The 16,815-nt window shown below is 62.9% G+C and carries 14 protein-coding genes and 2 tRNA genes; 3 read left to right on the top strand and 13 right to left on the bottom strand.

Features of this window, described 5'->3' with window-relative positions; all coding sequences use genetic code 11:
- Positions 1 to 4: 4 nt before the first annotated feature.
- From murA to leuC, 3 genes are all read right to left on the bottom strand, one after another.
- Positions 5 to 1,330 carry a UDP-N-acetylglucosamine 1-carboxyvinyltransferase gene (murA, locus tag ACIQH5_RS09475; protein WP_024817180.1) on the bottom strand — a complete coding sequence of 442 codons (1,326 nt, stop codon included), beginning with the start codon at positions 1,328 to 1,330 and terminating at the stop codon, positions 5 to 7.
- A gap of 208 nt (positions 1,331 to 1,538) precedes the next feature.
- Positions 1,539 to 2,147 (bottom strand): 3-isopropylmalate dehydratase small subunit, encoded by a 609-nt coding sequence (leuD, locus tag ACIQH5_RS09470; protein WP_400402393.1) that lies wholly within the window; start codon positions 2,145 to 2,147, stop codon positions 1,539 to 1,541.
- A gap of 9 nt (positions 2,148 to 2,156) precedes the next feature.
- A complete protein-coding gene (gene leuC / locus ACIQH5_RS09465; protein ID WP_400402390.1) occupies positions 2,157 to 3,608 on the bottom strand; it encodes a 3-isopropylmalate dehydratase large subunit in 1,452 nt (483 codons plus the stop codon).
- A 123-nt stretch (positions 3,609 to 3,731) separates the two neighbouring features.
- Between leuC and ACIQH5_RS09460 the strand changes: the two genes are divergently transcribed.
- Together ACIQH5_RS09460 and ACIQH5_RS09455 are read left to right on the top strand one after the other, a co-directional pair.
- Complete coding sequence (locus ACIQH5_RS09460; RefSeq protein ID WP_024817183.1) at positions 3,732 to 4,451, top strand: IclR family transcriptional regulator; 720 nt, start codon at positions 3,732 to 3,734, stop codon at positions 4,449 to 4,451.
- Between the two features lies 1 nt (position 4,452).
- Positions 4,453 to 4,989 carry a DUF1697 domain-containing protein gene (locus tag ACIQH5_RS09455; RefSeq protein WP_400402386.1) on the top strand — a complete coding sequence of 179 codons (537 nt, stop codon included), beginning with the start codon at positions 4,453 to 4,455 and terminating at the stop codon, positions 4,987 to 4,989.
- A 27-nt stretch (positions 4,990 to 5,016) separates the two neighbouring features.
- On the opposite strand, the gene ACIQH5_RS09450 is transcribed toward ACIQH5_RS09455, so the two are convergent.
- The 10 genes from ACIQH5_RS09450 to ACIQH5_RS09405 form a co-directional block, all read right to left on the bottom strand.
- Positions 5,017 to 6,636 (bottom strand): GTPase, encoded by a 1,620-nt coding sequence (locus ACIQH5_RS09450; RefSeq protein WP_400402383.1) that lies wholly within the window; start codon positions 6,634 to 6,636, stop codon positions 5,017 to 5,019.
- Complete coding sequence (locus ACIQH5_RS09445; RefSeq protein WP_400402381.1) at positions 6,633 to 8,414, bottom strand: dynamin family protein; 1,782 nt, start codon at positions 8,412 to 8,414, stop codon at positions 6,633 to 6,635. Before ACIQH5_RS09445 ends, ACIQH5_RS09450 begins: the two co-directional genes overlap by 4 nt.
- A gap of 106 nt (positions 8,415 to 8,520) precedes the next feature.
- Positions 8,521 to 8,596 (bottom strand) — tRNA-Glu (locus ACIQH5_RS09440).
- Positions 8,597 to 8,723: 127 nt separating this feature from the next.
- Positions 8,724 to 8,795: transfer RNA gene (locus ACIQH5_RS09435), tRNA-Gln, on the bottom strand.
- A gap of 137 nt (positions 8,796 to 8,932) precedes the next feature.
- Complete coding sequence (locus ACIQH5_RS09430) at positions 8,933 to 9,661, bottom strand: HAD family hydrolase (RefSeq protein WP_400402378.1); 729 nt, start codon at positions 9,659 to 9,661, stop codon at positions 8,933 to 8,935.
- 14 nt (positions 9,662 to 9,675) lie between these two features.
- Positions 9,676 to 11,196, bottom strand: coding sequence for a glutamate--tRNA ligase (gltX, locus tag ACIQH5_RS09425; RefSeq protein WP_400402376.1), 1,521 nt, complete (start codon positions 11,194 to 11,196; stop codon positions 9,676 to 9,678).
- Between the two features lie 123 nt (positions 11,197 to 11,319).
- Positions 11,320 to 12,096, bottom strand: coding sequence for a fumarylacetoacetate hydrolase family protein (locus ACIQH5_RS09420; RefSeq protein ID WP_400402373.1), 777 nt, complete (start codon positions 12,094 to 12,096; stop codon positions 11,320 to 11,322).
- A 23-nt stretch (positions 12,097 to 12,119) separates the two neighbouring features.
- A complete protein-coding gene (locus ACIQH5_RS09415) occupies positions 12,120 to 12,920 on the bottom strand; it encodes an MBL fold metallo-hydrolase (protein ID WP_400402503.1) in 801 nt (266 codons plus the stop codon).
- A 298-nt stretch (positions 12,921 to 13,218) separates the two neighbouring features.
- A complete protein-coding gene (locus ACIQH5_RS09410; protein WP_400402370.1) occupies positions 13,219 to 14,331 on the bottom strand; it encodes a branched-chain amino acid aminotransferase in 1,113 nt (370 codons plus the stop codon).
- A 118-nt stretch (positions 14,332 to 14,449) separates the two neighbouring features.
- Positions 14,450 to 15,502 (bottom strand): 3-isopropylmalate dehydrogenase, encoded by a 1,053-nt coding sequence (locus ACIQH5_RS09405; protein WP_400402367.1) that lies wholly within the window; start codon positions 15,500 to 15,502, stop codon positions 14,450 to 14,452.
- Positions 15,503 to 15,627: 125 nt separating this feature from the next.
- On the opposite strand from ACIQH5_RS09405, the gene ACIQH5_RS09400 reads away from it, so the two are divergent.
- Entirely contained in the window at positions 15,628 to 16,812 is a 1,185-nt protein-coding gene (locus ACIQH5_RS09400; RefSeq protein ID WP_400402364.1) for a sensor histidine kinase, read from the top strand.
- Positions 16,813 to 16,815: the final 3 nt, after the last annotated feature.

Here is a 16,815-nt window from a genome sequence, read left to right as displayed (position 1 = left end):
CCCGCTACTTGGTGGTGGTGATATCGAAATCGGCGCCCAGGCCGGCCAGCTTCTCGGTGAAGCGCTCGTAACCGCGATTGATGATGTCGATGCCCGTCACGCGTGAAGTACCCGTGGCAGCCAGCGCTGCGATGAGGTGGCTGAAGCCGCCCCGGAGATCGGGGATGTCAATGTCCGTGCCCCTAAGCGGCGTGGGACCGGAAATCACTGCTGAGTGCAGGAAGTTCCGCTGTCCGAACCGGCAGGGAACGCTACCCAGGCATTCGCGGTGCACCTGGATGTTCGCACCCATGCGTGCAAGGGCCTCGGTGAATCCGAAGCGGTTTTCGTACACGGTCTCGTGCACTATGGAGACGCCCTCGGCCTGCGTGAGCGCAACCACCAATGGCTGCTGCCAGTCCGTCATGAAACCGGGGTGGACGTCCGTCTCCAGGACCAGCGGGGAGAGCTTGCCGCCCTGGTGGTAGAAGCGGATGCCGTCGTCGCCGATGTCCATGCCACCGCCCACTTTGCGGTAGGTGTTCAGGAACGTCATCATGTCGCGCTGCGAAGCGCCCTCTACGAAGATGTCGCCTCGCGTCACCAAGGCAGCAGAGGCCCAGGACGCGGATTCATTGCGGTCCGGGAGCGCGCGGTGGTTGTAGCCGCGCAAGTCCTTGACGCCTTCAATCCGGATGGTCCGGTCCGTCTGGACGCTGATGATGGCGCCCATTTTCTGCAGGACGGCAATGAGGTCGATGATCTCTGGTTCAGTGGCCGCACCAATGAGTTCGGTAATGCCTTCGGCACGAGTTGCACTCAGCAGCACCTGCTCGGTGGCGCCCACCGAGGGGTACGGCAGCGAGATTTTAGCTCCGTGCAGTCCGTTCGGGGCAGAAATGTGGATGCCGCCCGGGCGCTTTTCCACCACGGCGCCGAACTGCCGCAGGACGTTCAGGTGGTAGTCGATGGGCCTGTCGCCGATCTTGCAGCCACCCAGGTCTGGAATGAACGCCTCGCCGATCGCGTGGATCAGCGGTCCGCACAGCAGGATGGGAATCCGCGAATCACCTGCGTGGGCATCAATCGCCGTGCTGGAGGCCGTCTTTGCATCCTTGGGATCCAAAGTGAGGTCTCCCGATTCGGGATCCTTCACCACGGTCACACCGTGCAACTGCAGCAGGCTGGTGACAACCTCTACGTCCTTGATTTCCGGCACATTCCTCAGCACCGATGGTTCGCTGCCCAGCAACGCCGCCACCATGGCCTTGGGCACCAGGTTCTTGGCACCGCGAACGGTCACTCGTCCAGTTAACGGGACGCCACCGCGGATTGTCAGAACACTACTCATCTATACCGGTTTCCTCACGACTACTCGCCCCCCAAACTTACAAAGGCTCCAGCTAAGCATAGAAGCTCGCTTTACCGATCCGAAATGGAACCGCCCGAGGCCCCGCTGATCAGCCCTCAGAGATCCGGGGACGAAAAAGGACCGGCTGGCCCATCCCAGGGGGGCCCGCCGGTCCGTTATCCGCAAGGTTGCGGCCTCTTATCAGAGGCTAGAGCGCGTCAACTTTCGCTGGCAGCGTCTTCGGTTTGAAGGACGGGCGTGTTGCCTCGTACGCCGTGATGTCCGCCTCATGCTGAAGGGTCAGGCCGATGTCGTCGAGGCCTTCCAGGAGGCGCCAGCGGGTGTAATCGTCAATTTCAAACGGTGCCACCACGTTGCCGCACTCCACCGTTTTGGAGACCAAGTCCACCTTGATCTCCGTACCTGGGTGGTTCTCCAGGACCTTCCAGATCAGTTCGATGTCGTCCTGGGCAACCTGGGCGGCCAGCAATCCCTGTTTTCCGGAGTTTCCCCGGAAGATGTCAGCGAAGCGTGAAGACAGAACGGCTTTGAAACCATAGTCCTTCAACGCCCAGACAGCGTGTTCCCGGGATGACCCCGTGCCGAAATCGGGTCCGGCAACCAGCACGGAGCCGGCGTTGAACGGGGCCTGGTTCAGGATGAAGGACTCGTCCTTCCGCCAAGCAGCGAACAAGGCATCTTCGAACCCGGTGCGGGTGATGCGCTTGAGGTACACAGCGGGAATGATCTGGTCCGTGTCCACGTTGCTCTGGCGCAGGGGAACGCCGATGCCGGTGTGGGTTGTGAAAGCTTCCATGGGATCCTCCTAGACTGCGATTCCGGTCAGTGTGCCTGCGGCAGCGGACTCAAGGTCCGACGGCGAGCTCAGCGTGCCTCGGACAGCCGTGGCCGCGGCCACCACCGGCGAGACAAGGTGCGTGCGGCCGCCCTTGCCCTGGCGTCCCTCAAAGTTGCGGTTGGATGTTGAGGCGCAACGCTCTCCCGGCTCCAGCTGGTCCGGGTTCATGCCCAAGCACATGGAACAACCAGCGAAACGCCATTCAGCGCCAAAGTCCTTGAAGACCTTGTCCAGGCCCTCCGCTTCTGCCTCCAACCGGACACGGGCAGATCCCGGGACCACCAGCATGCGGATGTTGGGGTCCTTTTCACGGCCACGAATAATGTCTGCAGCTGCGCGCAGGTCCTCAATACGGGAGTTGGTGCAGGATCCCAGGAAGACCGTGTCCACACGGATGTCCTTCATGGGGGTGCCGGCTTCCAAGCCCATGTACTGCAGGGCACGCTCGGCAGCTGCCTTGGCATTCTCATCACCGAAGTCTTCCGGCGAGGGCACCTTGGCGGACAGTGAAACGCCCTGGCCCGGGTTGGTCCCCCAGGTCACGAACGGCTCCAGAGTGTCAGCGTCCAGGTCAACTTCGACGTCGAAGGTCGCGTCGGCGTCGGTGTTCAGCGTGTTCCAGTACTCGACCGCGGCATCCCAGTCTGCCCCTTCCGGCGCGTGGGGGCGGCCCTGCATGTAGTCGTACGTGGTCTGGTCCGGTGCCACCATCCCGGCGCGGGCGCCGGCTTCAATGGACATGTTGCAGATGGTCATGCGCGCATCCATGGACAGCGCACGGATGGCCGAGCCGCGGTATTCCAGCACGTAGCCCTGACCGCCGCCGGTCCCGATCTTGGCAATGACCGCGAGGATGATGTCCTTGGCGGTGACGCCGGGACGCAGGGTGCCTTCAACGTTGATGGCCATGGTCTTGAACGGCTTCAGCGACAGGGTTTGGGTGGCCATGACATGCTCTACCTCGGACGTGCCGATGCCCATGGCCAGCGCACCGAAGGCGCCGTGGGTTGACGTGTGCGAGTCGCCACAGACCACGGTCATACCGGGCTGTGTCAGGCCCAGCTGCGGACCCACCACGTGCACGATTCCCTGTTCCTTGTCGCCGAGGGAGTGAAGGCGGACGCCGAATTCCTTGCAGTTGGCGCGCAGCGTCTCAATCTGCGTGCGGCTTGTCAGGTCCGCAATTGGTTTGTCGATGTCCAGCGTGGGAGTGTTGTGGTCCTCGGTGGCAATGGTGAGGTCCACGCGTCGCAATGGCCGGCCGGCCAGGCGCAGGCCCTCGAAAGCCTGCGGGGACGTTACTTCATGGACGAGGTGAAGGTCGATGAAGAGAAGATCGGGCTGGGCATTGGCTCCTTCGCCTTCACCCTTGCGCACTACGTGCGCGTCCCAGACTTTCTCGGCCAGTGTCTTTCCCACGGCCTTGCTCCCTTCACTGCGATTGGTTTGTTGCGTTGTTCTTGTTCCACTGAAGCAGCCCGGCGTCAAAATAGGCCAGTGAAACAACTTGCATCTCAGATATTGAGACGGCAATATCATTACATGGACAATTCTAGTGGAGTCGGTGTCATTGATAAAGCGGCCCAAGTACTCGATGCCCTTGAGGCCGGGCCCACCACTCTTGCGCAACTTGTGGCAGCCACGGGCCTTGCCCGGCCCACCGTTCACCGGCTCGCGCTGGCCCTTGTTCACCACCGTTTGGTGAGCCGCGACATCCAAGGACGCTTCGTCCTGGGCAGCCGACTGGTGGAACTCGCATCAGCTGCCGGCGAAGACCGGCTCATCGCCTCCGCTGGCCCCGTTCTCATTCAACTCCGTGACGCTACGGGTGAAAGCGCGCAGATCTTCCGCCGCCAAGGCGACTGGCGCGTCTGCGTAGCCTCAGCCGAACGGCCCATCGGCCTGCGCGACACCATTCCCGTGGGCACCCAGCTCTCCATGAAGGCTGGCTCAGCCGCGCAGGTATTGCTGGCGTGGGAAGACCACGACCGACTCCTGGAGGGGCTGCAAAACGCGCGCTTTACGCCCACCGTCCTGGCAGGGGTACGACGCCGGGGCTGGGGTCAGAGCCTTGGCGAACGCGAACCCGGGGTCGCCTCGGTTTCAGCGCCGGTTCGCGGACCGTCCGGAAGGGTCATTGCGGCAGTGTCCATTTCAGGTCCGATTGAACGCCTCACCCGCCAGCCGGGGCGCCTCCACGCTGAAGTGGTCTGCAACGCCGCCCGGCTCCTGACCGAAGCCCTGCGCAAGAACAATGACTAGCGTGAACAGCTACGCCGTTTTCCTTCGCGGCATCAACGTGGGCGGCATCAACATCAAGATGGCCGATCTCACCTCTGCACTGAAGGTCTACCCGTTCAGCAAGGTCAAAACCCTGTTGGCCAGCGGGAACGTGGTGCTGCAAAGTGAACTCAGCGCCAAGGACGTCAAAACACAGTTCGAGAAATGCCTGCGGGAAACCTTCGGTTACGACGCCTGGGTGGTTGTCCTCACCGCTGCAAGGGTCGACGAATTAGTGGCCGCGTGCCCGTATCCGGCGGACGACAAATCCACGCACAGCTATATCACCCTTGCCTCCGATACTGCGATGCTTGATGAACTCTTCCAGGCCGGCGAAGCGCTTGGCGGCGTGGAACAGGTGCGGCTCGGCCCGGAGGCCTCCGCTTGGCTGGCCCCTGCCGGCGGAACACTGGACAGTCCCTTCAGCAAACTCTCGGCCAGGGCACGCTACAAAGCCAGCACTACTACCAGGAACCTGCGCACCCTCATCAAAGTCAGGGATGCAGCCGCGTCCCTTTAGGCTCTGACTTTTGATGTTGGGGACCGTCTAGCCCGGGCGTGCGGCCTTGAGGGCTGCGTTGAACGCTTTCAAGCGGGTGATCTCCACTTCGACGGGCTCCACAATCCGCTGCTCGGCAACCCCTGCCACGGCTGCCTTCAACCGCTTCGCTGCCCTCGAAGCCCTGGCACGCGCCGCCCATCCACCAAGAATCCTCCCGGTGATGGCAAGGGCGATTCCCAGCACCACTCCCCCGGCAACCATCAGGGTTGGCCATGGCCACCCTTCTGTTCGGGGCACCTCAGGCACTGGCATTTGGAAGTAGCCGAGCGCGGCCAACACACCCAGCCAGCCCAGGCCCCCTGCTGCGAGCACAAGCGCGATCCATTGGAGGGTATTGAAAAGAAGCCACCACAGGGGACGTTTGCCCGCCAACAGGTCAGTGCCTGCAATCGCTTGATCCAAGGCGTCGGGCAGCTCCTCCCGCCCGTCCCTTGCCGCACTGCGGATGGCCGCACGCCAAGGACCCGGGGCGCCCGCTGAAGCCTCGTCCGCAAAATCCCGCACCGCTGCGTCCGTCCTTGCCCTCTCGGGTGCCCCGGCAGGTGGCAGGGATGTTCTGTTCAGTTCCGGCCTGGTGTCGTCCCTGCCCAGGTTCAGCCGCCGCAGCGGGTCGGGCCGGAAACGCAAAAGCCACCGGGTGACGGGCCATCCTGTCCTCTTGGCTGACTCCCGCTTAAAAGATCGGTGAACGGCGTCCACAACCACCGGAACATTTGCCGCCGTCGACAATTCAGACGCGAGGCGGGCTTTCGTTCCACCCTTGACGCCCCTGGCTTCGCCCTCGCCGGAGGCTTTGGCAAGTTCCGCGGCGGCCTTCGCAACGTCCGCTGCCAGGCGTTCTGTTGTGGCCTCCCGCTGAACCACCACCTTCCTGATCACCGCGCGGAGGCTTTGGACGCCGTCGCCCGTTAGCGCTGAGGCGCCAAGGACCCGGACCTTCCCCAAGCCGTCCTGTGCAAGGATCCCTTCCAAAGACTGCATCACAGCGGCTGCGTCGGATGCGTTGAGTTTGTCGATCTGGTTCAGGACAACCAGGGTCACCGCCCCATGAGAGGCCATGGGGCGAAGAAAATCATGATGCACCGCAGCGTCGGCGTATTTCTGCGGGTCCAGAACCCACACCAGGACATCAACCATGCCCACCATTCGCTGAACGATCTCCCGATTCTCCAGTCTGGTGGAATCGAAGTCCGGCAGATCCAGCAGCACCAAGCCGGTGTTCTCCTCCGCGAGCCCTGGAACCGGTGGCAGCGTATGCCGTTCTTTGACGTCCAACCAGTCAAGCAGCGGCCCGCTGCCTTCCTCGCCCCAAATGCCCGCCAAAGGTGCCGACGTCGTGGGACGCCGGGCAGTGGCGGTTGCGAGACTGCTGTCCGAAACAGCATTGAACAAGGAGGATTTTCCGCTGCCTGTCGCCCCGAAGAATCCCACCACCGTGTGATCAGCCGACAGTGACCGCCGCGAGGTGGCCCGTTCCAAGACCTCGTACACGGATTGCAGATCAGGATCCGGGAGGACACCCTCAGCCAGTTCCCGTGCAGTATTGAGGGATTCAAGCCTGCGCTGCAGCAGCGACGACTCGCGAACCTGTCCGTGGCGGCTCATGCGGCCCCTGCCAGATGGCGCAATGCTTGGGCATACCGGGCGAGGTCGTCCCCGGAGCTCGGATGGGCTGCCTCAAGGCGGCCAAGGAACCGCTCTCTCTCATCGTCCAGGAGCCGTTGGCATTGAGTATGAAGGTCATCCCTGGCCTGCTGGGCCAAACGACGTACGGCGTCCTCACCGAACACCGCTTCAAGCAGCTTCTGGCCAACGACGGCCGTTCCGCCTGCAATGCCGATCTCCAAGCCACTCAGGCCGGCAGTCATGGAGAACACCACCACCATGAGCGCAGCCCCGAGCCCGTTAACGCCAAAGGACAACCAGCGGGCCTGGGTCCGTTTGCCCTGGCCTTGGGTACGGATCATCTCCATCAGACCCTCCTGCCAGGAACGGATAGCTGCTGCGGCCTTCGCGTCGAAGCCCTCGCTGGTACCCGAAAGATCCTCCGTGCCCAGGAGATCCCGGCCGGCAGCATCCGAGCGCCAGTGCCTGTCCACGTTTTCGGCTGCATTCGCGGCCTCGTCCAGGATCACCGCCTGCAGCCCGGTCTCAATGGCGGTTTCAACCTTCACAGCGGGAGCCGGCTCGCCGCGGAAGAAGGCCCCTACCCGGTCCCGCATCCGCCCGATATTCTGTTCAAGCGCCCGGAAAAATTCACCTGTTCCCACAAAATCCTGCCACCGCGCCAGCACTTCGCCGCGGAGCAAAGCACCGTCCTTGGTGGCCTCCAGGATGCGCGAGAGCGCCTGCTCATACTCAGCAACGCACGTCACCCGAAGATCGTGGGCAGCGGCATCCTGGGCGGCAGCGGCACCCGCGACTCCGTCCAACCTGACACTGACGGCCTTGACAGCACCATTGAGTGTTCGTCGGGCCACCTCCGCCCGTCCGGCTGCATCAGCGGCCAAGGCACCCAGCCACTGGCGCAAGGGAATCACGGACTCCTCCGGAAGCATCCCCAGTTCGTTGAGGGCACTTTCAGGAACAACGAAGAGTTTCGCCTCGGCCAAACCCTGCCGGTCCAGCATTGCCTGGAGGTCAGTCCTGACTTCCTCTTCCGCGGCAGCCGGCACACGGTCCAGGACCACGGCTACGGTGATATCCCTGGACGCCGCGTCCAGGAGCAGCCGCCAGGGTACGGCGTCGGCGTAGCGGTTTGCGGTGGTGACAAACACCCAAAGGTCAGCGGCGGCAAGCAGCTGGCCGGCTAGCCTGCGGTTGTCATCAGAGATCGAGTCGATGTCGGGTGCATCCAGGAGCGCTATTCCCTGGGGAACAGCCTCGTGTCCCACCAGGACCAAGGACGTAATGGCCTGCGCATCGGGGGTGGCTCCTGCCTGATGCGCCGGCAAAGGGCTGTCTGAGACCGTGCCCCGGATCCTGTCCAGGCCCGGAAGAATCCGATGGCCGTCAAACCACTCCGCGTCCAGGGGATGGTGGAGGAGGATGGGCTGGCGCGTGGTGGGCCTGATGGCGCCGGCACGCGTGACCGGGTAGCCGATCAACGCATTGACCAGGGTGGACTTCCCTGCACCAGTGGATCCGCCGACAACCGCCAGCAGCGGAGCGTCCAGGCTCCGGTAGCGGGGAATCACGTAGTCGTCCAGCTGTGCCAGTGACTCTCGAATCCACTGACGGGCTTCCCGGACTTCCGGTACGGCGAGCGGAAGGGTTGTGGCCGCAAGTTCCGCGCGGGCCGCTTCCAAGGTCTCGACGGCGGCTGCCGCACCAAGGGCTGCTTGGCTGGCCCGGGGTGTTCTCTCATCATCATTAGCGGTCACAGCATCATCATGCCAGTCCAATCCCCGTGACAGGGGCGCCGCAAGCATTGAGGACAAAACCGGAGAAAAAAGAAATCCCCCGGAACCGTGGTTCCGGGGGATTTGTTGGTGACCCCAGCGGGATTCGAACCCGCGTTACCGCCGTGAGAGGGCGGCGTACTAGGCCGCTATACGATGGGGCCTTGCACTTTTTATCACCGTTTCCGGCGATCAAGCTGAATGAGTATTTCATACTTTCAGCTTCGCTCCAAATCGACTCAGCGATCTGAAACATCTGATTTTCCAGCGTGTTGACGCGGATTTTCAGAGCTGGGATACCAGGACTCGAACCTAGAATGACGGTACCAGAAACCGTAGTGTTGCCAATTACACCATATCCCAAAGTGACTTTCGGACCGGAGTTCAACGCTTTGGTTTCCCTCAGCTTTTCCCTCCGTGCCCCTCAGCACGAGTAATGACTCTACCGGAGTCTCGCCACCTGCACAAATCGGAAAGCCGTTACCTGCATCACATGATTCTTACGCAGCGGTAGGAGCCGTCACCAGCAGCCGCGACAGCGAGTCCACTTGGCGTCCGGTGAACTCTTCCACCACTTCCCCGGTCCTGTTCAGCCATACGCCAATCAGCCCTGCTGCCGTTGCACCGTCAGCATCAAGCAGCCTGTTGTCGCCAACATACAAGGTCTCCGCCGGCCCTGTGCCCAACAGGCGCACGCCTTCGAGGTAAATCGCCGGGTCCGGTTTTGGCACACCTACGGTGTCCGTACCCACGAGGATCTTGATCCTCGACAGGCCTGCACCGTCCAGCTTGGCCCGCTGGTAATCATGCACGTTGTTGCTCACGGCGCCGTAGGGAATTCCTGCGGCATCGAGGGCGTCGAGTACGCCTTCAACGTCGTCAAAAGCCCGCACATACGCCGTCTGGCGTTGATGGTACTCGGCCACCCAGGCTTGGGATTCTTCGCCCTCCTGAAGCTCCACGCCAAAGTGTCCCAAAGCAGCCCTGCCCCGCAGGAGCCGCTGCTCATTGAAAGTCAGCTCCCCGGCCAGATAGCGGTCGTAGAAGTGCGTGGTCTCGTGTGTGAAGATGCGGCCGAACTTCACCCACCCGGCCTGGTCCAGGCCGGGCAGGAGATGCTCGCTGACATCGCGGAGTGCCGTTGTCATGGCGTACTCAAGGTCCACCAAGGTGTCGTCAATGTCGAAGAGGACACCACGGACGGTGCCGAAGGAACGTGAGATGGCCATGACTGCTTCTGCTGCTAGCCTCGGAAGGCGCGGACACGGGCGAGCGAGGAATCCTTGCCAAGGATCACCATCGACTCAAACAAGGGCGGAGAAATGCGGCGTCCTGAGATGGCCGTACGCACCGGACCGAAAGCTGCCCGTGGCTTGATGCCAAGATCCTCAACCAAAGCCTGCTTGAGCGCGGCCTGGATATTCTCAGCCGTCCACTCACCGATCGGTTCCAGCGCTGCCAGGGCAGCATCGAGTACTTCCTCCAGGTTCTGCGGAAGTCCCTTGCGGGCATCGTCGGCAACGTCAATGGCGTCATCGGCCTTGAACAAGAAGGCCAGCATCTCCGGAGCTTCTCCCAAGAGAGTGATGCGTTCCTGTACCAGAGGAGCAGCCTCTGCGAGGATCTCTTCTTGCCGCGGCGTCAGGATTTCACCAACGAAACCAGCAGCCCGGAGGTAAGGAACCAAGCGTTCCTTGAAGTCCTCCGGCGCAAGCATCCGCACGTGGGTTCCATTGATGGCTTCAGCCTTCTTGATGTCGAAACGGGCCGGGTTGCCCAGGACGTCGTGGATATCGAAGTTGGCTACGAGCTGCTCCACGGTGAAGATGTCCTCGTCCGCGCTCAGTGACCAGCCAAGGAGCGAGAGGTAGTTGAGCAGACCCTCGGGGATGAATCCACGTTCACGGTGCAGGAACAGGCTGGACTCGGGGTCGCGCTTGGAAAGCTTCTTGTTCCCCTGGCCCATGACATAGGGCAGGTGGCCGAACTCCGGCATGTACTCGGCCACGCCGATCGCGTAGAGGGCGCGGTACAGCGCAATCTGACGCGGAGTGGAGCTCAGCAAATCCTCGCCGCGAAGGACGTGGGTGATGCCCATAAGAGCGTCGTCCACAGGGTTCACCAGCGTGTAAAGCGGAGCACCGTTGGCGCGCACAACAGCAAAGTCGGGAACCGAACCGGCCTTGAAGGTGATCTCGCCGCGGACCAGGTCATTGAAGGTCAGGTCCTCGTCCGGCATGCGGAGGCGAAGGACGGCCTCGCGACCCTCGGCTTTGAATTGTGCCAGCTGTGCATCCGTCAGGTGCCGGTCGAATCCGTCATAGCCCAGCTTGGGGTCGCGGCCCGCCGCCTTGTGGCGTGCTTCGATCTCGTCAGGCGTTGAGTAGGACTCGTAGACGTGTCCTCCGGCTTTGAGCTTGGCGATGACATCCTGGTAGATATCGCCGCGCTGCGACTGCCGGTACGGCTCGTGCGGTCCGCCAATTTCCACGCCCTCATCCCAGTTGATGCCGAGCCATTTCAGGGCATCCAGCAACTGGTGGTAGCTCTCTTCGCTGTCGCGGGCCGAGTCTGTGTCCTCGATGCGGAAGATCAGCTTGCCGCCGGTGTGGCGTGCATACGCCCAGTTGAACAGGGCAGTGCGGATCAGGCCAACGTGCGGTGTTCCCGTGGGCGACGGGCAAAAACGGACGCGGACCGGAGTCTCGGCGTTGACGGCAGGGATGGCGCTGGAGGCAGCGTTCGACGCAGAAGCAGTAGTCATAGTGGTTCCAACTTTACCGCTTGGCGACGCTTCGGTTTCCCGGCTGGAAACGCCCGACGGCGGCTCTTGCCTTCCGCGCGAAAGGCAAGAGCCGCCGTCGGTCTTCAACGACTGGCTGGGAGCCTAGCGGCGAACCACCGGGTTGGAGAGACGGCCGATGCCTTCGATCTCCACTTCAAAACGGTCGCCCTCATTGACCAGGCCCACACCGGCAGGGGTGCCGGTCATGATGACATCGCCTGGAAGCAGCGTGAATGCGTGCGAAACGATCGAGACAAGCTCGCGTACGCCACGGATCATCTGGTTGGTGCTGCCATCCTGGCGGAGTTCGCCGTTGAGGCGGCCTTGGATGGCCAGGTCCTCGTGGTCGAGATCGGTTTCGATCCACGGGCCCAGAGGCGCGGACGTGTCGAAACCCTTGGCCCGCGCCCACTGAAGGTCCGTCTTCTGAACGTCGCGGGCGGTGAGGTCGTTGCCGCAGGTGTAGCCGAAGATGACGTCGTCCACGCGGTCCTCGGGAACGTCCTTGCAGATCCGGCCGATCACTACGCACAGCTCAGCCTCGAAGGAGACCTCCTCTGAGAACGAGGGAAGGATGATGGGATCGTTCGGGCCGATCACGGAGGTGTTGGGCTTCAGGAACAGCAGCGGCTGCTGGGGAACCTCGTTGCCAAGTTCTGCAGCGTGCTCGGCGAAGTTCCGGCCGACGCCAATGACCTTGCTACGGGGAATGATCGGAGCGAGGAGCCGCACGTCCTCGAGCTTGTGCTTCACGTGGGTACGTTCAACGCCATTGAAGAAGGGGTCGCCGTTGATGACAGTGATTTCCTCACTGCCGGGCTCGCCTTCAACAACGCCGTAAAGGGGATCAGAATCAACTACAAACCGGGCGATACGCATGGGCTCAAGCCTACAGTCCGGGCCTAGCTTCGGAGGTAATCCAACTGGGCGGCGACGGAAGTCTCGGCCGCCCACCTGACGGAAGGGTCGACGTCGGGATAAACGGCATCGGTGACAGCTGGTATTGATGCATCCTGTCCCAGGTTTTTCAGCGCCGCCCTGATCTGGTCAAGCCGCTGCTCACGGTGGTCCCGGTACTCGCGGCACTTCTGATCCAAGGCGGGCAGCACCGGACCGTGGGCGGGGAGGAGGGTTGCCGGCCCCAGCGCTTCGAGCCGGTCCAAGCTTGCCAGGTAATCCCCCAGCCGACCATCCGGGTAATCCAGCACAGTGGTTCCACGGCCCAGGATGGTATCGCCGGTCAGGACGGATCCGGTGGGGCCGTCATGAGGGAGATGGAAGCAGAGGGAGTCGGACGTGTGGCCCGGGGTTCCCACCACGCGGATCTCCACGCCACCGGCAATCAGCACTTCCCCATCCTGGAGCGGCTCACCACCGTGGCAATGCTCCGGCAACGCAGCGCGGACCGGCGCCCCGGTGATCTGGTGGAAACGCGCTGAAGCCTCGGTATGGTCCGCATGCCGGTGAGTAATGAGGACCACGTCCACAACACCAGCCGATGCCAGCGCAGCCAAGTGGTTTTCGTCGTCAGGGCCGGGGTCCACCACCGCGACGTAGGGCGAACCCGGGGCGCCAATGACGTAAGAGTTGGTGCCGTCCAGGCTCATCGGGCCCGGGTTCGGAGCCAACCGGAAGCGGGTGAGCTCGCTGCTGCGCTGCAAGGAAGAGGAGTGGCCAGCGGATGAATTACCCGAAGTCCCCATTGATTCTGAAGTCACAGTCCCATCTTGGCACTGAACCCACGCTCTCTCACATCCCGCGCCTTCCCACCAACCCTCTCTCACATCCCGCGCCCTCTCTCACATCCCGCACCCTTCCCAGGCTCGACAGCGTTAGAACGCCCCGAAGGAACTGCGAGAGGGTCCGACGCAAACCCGAGGGAACTGCGAGAGGGTTCGGCGCAAACCCGAGGGATGTGATCGAGCGTCCGGGGAAGCAGAACGGCGGCCCCTCCGCTTGAAACCAAGTGGAGGGCCGCCGTCGTGTGGTGAGTTACGGGGTTTAGACCAAGCGGGTCAGCCAGCCGTGGGTGTCCTCGACGGTGCCGGTCTGGATGCCCAGGAGCTGCTCACGGATGGCCATGGTGGTTTCGCCCGCCTTGGCATCCTCGGCGCCGATGAACTCGGTGGCATCCTTGAGCACACCGATCGGCGTGATGACTGCTGCGGTGCCACAAGCGAAGACCTCGGTGATCTCGCCGGAAGCGACGCCGTCGCGCCACTCGTCCAGGGTGATTTTGCGCTCGGTGACCTGACGGCCCATGTCCTTGGCCACCTGGATGACGGACATGCGCGTCACGCCTTCCAGGATGGTGCCGCTGAGCGCGGGAGTGACCAGGGAACCGTCCTTCATGACGAAGAAGACGTTCATGCCGCCCAGTTCTTCCACGGCGTCGTCGTTGAAGTGGTCCAGGAAAAGCACCTGCTTGCAGCCGTTTGCTTCGGCTTCCTGCTGTGCGATCAGCGAAGCAGCGTAGTTGCCGCCGCACTTGGCCGCACCCGTTCCGCCGCGGCCCGCACGGGCGTATTCGCGGGAGATCCAGATGGAGACGGGTTTGAGCTCGCCCCCGAAGTAGTTGCCGGCGGGTGAAGCGATAACCCGGAAGGAAACTTCGCGGGCAGCCCGAACTCCGAGGAATGCCTCGGTGGCAATCATGAACGGACGCAGGTACAGGGCTTCGCCGTCGCCGGACGGAACCCATTCCCTATCTGCCTGTACCAGTTCCCGGATGGCGCCCAGGAAGTACTCCTCGGGCAGCTCAGGAAGGGCCAGGCGGCGTGCCGACTTGTTCAGGCGTGCGGCGTTGGCTTCGGGCCGGAAGGTCCATACGGATCCGTCGGCGTGGCGGTAGGCCTTGAGTCCTTCGAAGATCTCCTGGCCGTAGTGCAGGACCGCAGCCGAGGGGTCCAGGGAAATGGGTCCGTAGGGCTCGATCCGGGCGTTCTGCCAACCGCCATTGCCATCGGCGTCAACTTTGTAGTCGACGACGGCGGTGTGGTCGGTGAAGTAGTCGCCAAATCCCGGGTTCGCCAGGACGGCTGCACGCTCCTCAGCAGATTTCGGTGTTTCCGAAAGCTGCTGGCTGAATTCGACGCCATGGGCAGTCTGAGTCATGTTTCCTCCACAGTCAGCTACCTGGCAGGGCGAACCGGGCCCAAAAAGGGTGTGGTTCAGCGATGGACCAGGGAAGCAGGTAAATAATTCAAGACAAGCTTACGCCTGCGTATTGGGCCTAAAGTGCGGCCGCAATAGCGTCGCCAATGGCAGCTGTGCTGCGTGGCTCGCCGGTGCGGCTCTCGACGTCGGCGACTACTGCCGCTTCGATCTTTCGGGCCGCCGTGGTGTAGCCAAGGTGGTCCAGGAGAAGCACTGCGGAGAGGATGGCCGCGGTGGGATCGGCTTTCTGCTGTCCGGCGATGTCCGGAGCGGAGCCGTGGACGGGCTCAAACATGGACGGTGCTGTGCGGTCCATGTTGATGTTGCCTGATGCCGCCAGGCCAATGCCGCCGGTAACGGCTGCAGCGAGGTCGGTGAGGATGTCGCCGAAGAGGTTGTCGGTGACGATGACATCAAAGCGGGAGGGCTCGGTCACCATGAAGATGGTGGCCGCGTCGATGTGCAGGTAGTCGTGGGTGACCTCGGGGAATTCCTGGGCCACGGCCTCGACAGTCCGCTTCCAGAGGTGCCCGGCAAACACGAGCACGTTGTGCTTGTGGACAAGGGTGACGTGCTTGCGGGGACGCTCGCTGGCACGGCGGAAGGCGTCACGGACAACGCGCTCCACACCGTGGGCTGTGTTGAGCGAAACTTCGGTGGCGACCTCGTGCGGCGTACCGCCACGCAGCGTGCCACCGTTGCCCACGTACGGGCCCTCGGTACCTTCCCGGACCACAACGAAATCGATGGTGCCGGGGTTGGCCAAGGGGCTGCCGACTGTGCCATAGAGGCGGGACGGGCGCAGGTTCACATAGTGGTCAAGGCTGAATCGGAGCTTCAGCAACATCTCGCGTTCAATGATGCCGGACGGGATGCGGGTGTCGCCCGGCGCAGCGCCCACTGCACCAAAGAGGATGGCATCGCGGGTACGCAGGTCTGCCAGAACCTCGTCCGGGAGCGTCTCGCCGGTCTCAAGCCAGTGCTGGGCACCGAGCTTGTAGTTGGTCAGTTCAAGGGCGACGCCTTCGGCGGCGACGGCCTTTTCGAGGACCTTGACGGCTTCGGCGATGACCTCTGGGCCAATGCCGTCGCCAGGGATGACAGCGAGATTGATGGACGTTGCACTCATAGCTCTATCTAGCCAAGCAATCCACATGCTGGTCAAAATCGTCTCATTCTGCGAACACTCAACGTTGTGCCGATTCAGACCACGGCATGATGCCCGCCTCCGGACCAAGAGCATAGAGTCGTAGCGTGGACAGAAGGCACGCAGTATATGAATGGTTCCGGATCAACCGCTTCAAAGTGGATATGACGGCGACGTCCTTGCTGATACTCCTTTTTGGTCCGGTCTATCTCCTGGCCTCACGGCCTTGGCTTTTTGTCCTTTCCTGCAGCCTGCTGCTTCCGCTGGCGTGGCGACGCACGCGCCCGGCCGTTGCGGCCGGCGTCGTGATCCTGGTGTGCCTGATCCAATGGGCGGTGGGTTCCGAGCCCGTAGCCGGCCAGATCGCAGTCCCCCTGGTCATCTACGCAACCGCGGCTTACGGCCCGGCGTGGGCAAGCCGCACAGTCCTGGTGGCCGGAATGCTGGGCGGCATTATGCTGACGACGCGTGAGTACTCCAGCACTGCCGAGTCGGGCATTATGGGGCTCACTATCGGGGCCCTCTACACGGTGTTGATTTGGATGCTGGTGCTGGTGAGCTGGACCTTGGGCGACCTCACCAGGGTGCGCCGGCTCCAACTTCAGGCACTGGAGGACCGGACCCGAAGGCTCGAGGTGGAGCAGCAGCAGGAGCGCCAGCTGGCCGCGGCCGACGAACGCTCGCACATCGCGCGGGAAATGCACGACATCGTTGCCCACTCGCTGTCCGTCATCATCACCCAGGCGGACGGCGCACGCTACGCGGCCGCGGCAAAACCGGAGCTCGCCACCGAAGCGCTGGCCACCATCGCGGCCACGGGCAGGGACTCGCTGGGTGAAATGCGGCGGCTGCTTGGCGTCCTCCGCTCCGACGACGAGTCCCCTACCCGCCCGCAACCGCGGTTGTCGGACCTGGACGAACTCCTGCTGGGCTTCCGCGCGGCCACGCTCCAGGTCACCTTCGACCAGATCGGAGCAGCCCGCCGGGCGCTTCCCGCCGGCGCCGAACTAACGGCCTACCGCATCATTCAGGAAGCCCTCACCAACGTCATGAAACACGCTGGCCCTAAAGCTGTGGCCAGTGTGACGCTGACCTGGCAGGCCCGCGGCCTGCAACTGGACATCGTCGACGACGGCCGGGGCGCCGCCGCTGATCCGCCGTCGGCAGGAGGCGGCAACGGCCTGAGGGGAATGGGTGAGCGCGTCTCCCTCTACGATGGTTCCTTGGCCGCAGGCCCTGAACAGGGCGGCGGTTTCCGTGTGTCCGCTTTCATCCCCTACTCGGAGGCCTAAACC

Source organism: Paenarthrobacter sp. NPDC091711 (genome assembly GCF_044756605.1).
Lineage (GTDB): Bacteria > Actinomycetota > Actinomycetes > Actinomycetales > Micrococcaceae > Arthrobacter.
This window is presented reverse-complemented; position numbering and strand designations above follow the sequence as displayed.